Consider the following 2,931-nt stretch of genomic DNA (forward strand, 5'->3'; position numbering starts at 1 on the left):
ACCAAGCAGAAGTACCTGCCCAAGCTCGCCAGCGGCGAATGGATCGGCTGCTTCGGCCTGACCGAGCCGAACCATGGCTCCGATCCGGGCTCGATGGTCACCCGGGCGAAGAAGGTCGATGGCGGCTATCGCCTCAGTGGCAGCAAGATGTGGATCACCAACAGCCCGATCGCCGACGTCTTCGTGGTCTGGGCCAAGGACGACGAAGGGCAGATTCGCGGCTTCGTACTGGAGAAGGGCTGGCAAGGCCTGACCGCCCCGGCGATCCATGGCAAGGTCGGCCTGCGCGCGTCGATCACCGGCGAGATCGTGATGGACAACGTGTTCTGCCCCGAAGAGAACGCCTTCCCCGAGGTGCGCGGCTTGAAGGGGCCGTTCACCTGCCTGAACAGTGCGCGCTACGGCATCAGCTGGGGCGCGCTGGGCGCCGCCGAGTTCTGCTGGCATGCCGCCCGCCAGTACGTGCTCGACCGCCAGCAGTTCGGCCGTCCGCTGGCGGCCAACCAGCTGATCCAGAAGAAACTCGCCGACATGCAGACCGAAATCACCCTCGCCCTGCAGGGTTGCCTGCGCCTTGGGCGCATGAAGGACGAGGGCACGGCGGCGGTGGAGATCACCTCGATCATGAAGCGCAACAGTTGCGGCAAGGCGCTGGACGTGGCGCGCATGGCCCGCGACATGCTGGGCGGCAACGGCATCAGCGACGAGTTCGGCGTGGCCCGGCACCTGGTCAATCTGGAGGTGGTGAATACCTACGAGGGCACCCATGACGTGCATGCGCTGATCCTCGGTCGTGCGCAAACCGGGTTGCAGGCATTCTTTTGAGCGTGACGCCGGGGCGGCAGCGTTCTGCCCCGTTTTTTTTCAAGCACGGATATTTGGCACAGCTTGATTGGCAGATAACAACAATAGGGAAAATGCCATGCACGTTTTGCGCAACCTACTGATTCGTCGTCGCCTGTGGCTGATGCTATTGGCGGCCTTGTCGATGCTTTTGGCACTGTCCGCGCTCATGCTCGAGCGCAGTTACCGCGACCTTTACGGCGCCAGGGTCGAACAGACACGCAATGCGGTGGAAAACACCCAGGGAATCCTCGAGCACCTGTATCGTCTCGAGCAGGCCGGGGCGCTCAGCCGCGAGCAGGCCCAGCAGCAGGCGCTGGCCGTCGTTCGGGATCTGCGCTATGCGGGCGGAGAGTATTTCTTCATCCATGATCTGCGCCCGGTGATGCTCATGCATCCGCTCAGCGCCAAGCTGGAAGGGCAGGATGTCAGCGGGTTGAAGGACAGCAACGGCGTGCTGATCACCGTGGAGATGGCGCGCATAGGCCGTGAGCAGGGAGCCGGCATGCTCGCCTACTTCTGGCCCAAGCCCGGGCAGAGCGAGCCAGTCGAGAAGATCTCCTACGTTACCCTGTTCGAACCCTGGGGCTGGATTCTCGGCACCGGCATGTACCTCGACGATATCCAGGCACAGTTCCGTCAAACGCTGTTGCAGGTAGCCGGTGTATGCCTGCTGATCGTACTGCTGCTGGCGGCTGTGATCGGCCTGATTGGCCGCAGCATTTCCCAGCCGTTGCAGAACACTGTCGAGGCGATGTCTGCCATCGCCAGTGGCGAGGGTGATCTGACGCATCAGCTACAAGTGTTTGGTCGCGATGAGTTGAGCCAGCTTGCACGGGACTTCAATACCTTCACCGGCAAGGTACGTCAGGTGATCACTGAACTGCTCGGCTCTGCCCAGTCACTGGAGCAGGCGGCGGTGCACCTGCGTGACAACGCCGGGGCGGCGCAGCAGCACAGCAGTCAGCAGTCGCAACAGATGGAGCAGGTGGCCACGGCCATCAGTGAGGTGGCCTACAGCGTGCAGGATGTGGCCAAGAATGCCGAGCACTCTGCCAATGAGGTACGTAGCGCCGAACGCCAGGCCGAGCAGGGCTTGCAGAGTATCCAGGGCAGCCTGGTGCAGATCGATCAATTGTCGGCGACCATCTCCCATGCCGTGGAAGTCGTGCAGTCACTGGCCGAGGAAAGCACCCGGATCGGGGCTGTGCTGGAGGTGATCCGCTCGATTGCCGAACAGACCAATCTGCTGGCGCTCAATGCCGCCATCGAAGCCGCCCGGGCTGGGGAGCAGGGCCGTGGTTTTGCCGTCGTCGCCGACGAGGTGCGTTTGCTGGCCCAGCGCACGCAGAGTTCGACCGCAGAGATACAGACGATGATCGAGCGCTTGCAGAGCAACTCCGACGCCGCGGTAAAGGTGATCAACGACAGCAATGAAGCGTGCCGGTCGACCGTGGAGCAGGCCAGCCAGGCCGGGGTGAGTCTGGAGCAGATTGTCGAGGCCCTGCGCACGATCAGTGAGCTGGGGGCATCGATTGCCAGTGCGACCCTGCAGCAATCGCATGTGGTGGATGACATCAATCAGAATGTCGTGCGCACTTCCAGTCTGGCTCATGACAATGCCCTGGTGGCGGCCGAGTCCAATGCGGCCAGTCAGCGTCTGGATCAGATGGCCACGCAACTGAGCCGTCTATTGGCACAGTTCCGTGTCTGATCGACATATGGGCTGGTGATGGGGTTTCTGCATGGTACGCGGGCTTACCCACAGGATAAGCAGGCCAGTCGAGAGTGCGATTCGCGAGCAACAGGCTTATTACGAGGCATTGGCCATTTCTGACAAGGCAGCGGAGGCGACGCCTTTTGTCGAATTCATGCTGGCGGCCCCTGCGCCAGGCATTGCTTGAAGGTGTTGCAGGCGACCAAGTAACACGCTTGCTGCAAGCGCTACCGCCAGGTGAGGCCCTCAAAGCCAGTGGATTGATACAGCGCTTAGGGTTGGCGCTTCAGCAACAACTATTAACCCGGCAATCAAATACACCATATCATGCTGCGTAGGCGATACGTGGATGCCGGAAATAAGAACGGATT

General features: G+C 61.5%; 2 protein-coding genes and 1 pseudogene. All 3 read left to right on the plus strand.

Features of this window, described 5'->3' with window-relative positions; genetic code table 11:
- Nucleotides 1–825: acyl-CoA dehydrogenase family protein (locus tag IN820_RS09585; protein WP_193680757.1), on the plus strand; the 825-nt coding region annotated here is incomplete at its 5' end.
- A gap of 187 nt (nt 826–1,012) precedes the next feature.
- A pseudogene (locus IN820_RS22950) lies at nt 1,013–1,699 on the plus strand (cache domain-containing protein); the annotation flags it as partial.
- A 123-nt stretch (nt 1,700–1,822) separates the two neighbouring features.
- A complete protein-coding gene (locus IN820_RS22955) occupies nt 1,823–2,557 on the plus strand; it encodes a methyl-accepting chemotaxis protein (RefSeq protein WP_408005231.1) in 735 nt (244 codons plus the stop codon).
- Nucleotides 2,558–2,931: the final 374 nt, after the last annotated feature.

The sequence above is a fragment of the Pseudomonas lopnurensis genome (genome assembly GCF_015070855.1).
GTDB classification, from domain to species: domain Bacteria; phylum Pseudomonadota; class Gammaproteobacteria; order Pseudomonadales; family Pseudomonadaceae; genus Stutzerimonas; species Stutzerimonas lopnurensis.

Bases quoted from the DNA above. Each gene is read 5' to 3' on its own strand.
- IN820_RS22955 (WP_408005231.1), top strand. From the start codon at position 1,823: ATGGAGCAGGTGGCCACGGCCATCAGTGAGGTGGCCTACAGCGTGCAG.